This is a genomic window from Candidatus Symbiopectobacterium sp. NZEC135, from assembly GCF_025962695.1.
In genome coordinates this window covers 1-699 of record NZ_JAGFPF010001128.1, presented here as the reverse complement: position 1 = coordinate 699, position 699 = coordinate 1, and the positions used below count along the sequence as shown (strand labels likewise).

Sequence of the window (699 nt, the reverse complement as noted above, 5' to 3'; positions counted from 1 at the left end):
GCATGCACTCAACAGCAACGCCACTGCCACCAGCCATCCTTTACTCATGGTTTCGCCCTCTTCGGTTGGGGATCTTCGCTCTCAGGCGCCTGGAAGATCAGTGCATTGCTTTTGTCATTCAGCGTGCGCAACACCGGCTGCAACTCTCTTAATACCTGATCCAGACGCTGCATATTTGCCACCAGGCGGTTATAGGCCGGTGAGCCTGGCTGCAAGCCTTGCATACTGCGGTTCAGCTCTTGCAGCGTTTGTTGCATATCCTGCGGCAGCGATTGCATCGCTTTGCTGGAGGTTATCTGGTTTAACGAAGCGAGCGTCTTTTTCAACTCACGCAGCGTTGACTGGCCCTCTGCCAGCGTCTTGGTGGCTTCGCTCACCATGGGCGTTAACGGCAGATCGTTGATCTTATCCAACACCGCCATCAGTTTTTGCTGGATTTGCGACAAACCGCCGCCCATGGTCGGCAACACCGGATACCCATCAACCACCCGCAGCGGCCCCGTGCTGTTACCGCGTGCTTTCGGGTAAAAGTCGAGATCGATAAACAAAGCACCGGTCAACAGGTTAGCCGTTTTCAATGAGGCACGCAGCCCCATGGTCTGTGCGTCGGCGAGCTGTTTCTGGTAATCAAACTGCTTGCCGATGATCTTTTCAAAACGAGCAGGTTCAACGCGGATCAGCACCGGAATGCGGTAATCC

At 54.8% G+C, this 699-nt stretch carries 1 pseudogene; it reads right to left on the bottom strand.

Annotated features, from left to right (window positions below):
* Positions 1 to 44 precede the first annotated feature (44 nt).
* Positions 45 to 699, bottom strand: a pseudogene (locus tag J5224_RS32865) (paraquat-inducible protein B); the annotation flags it as partial.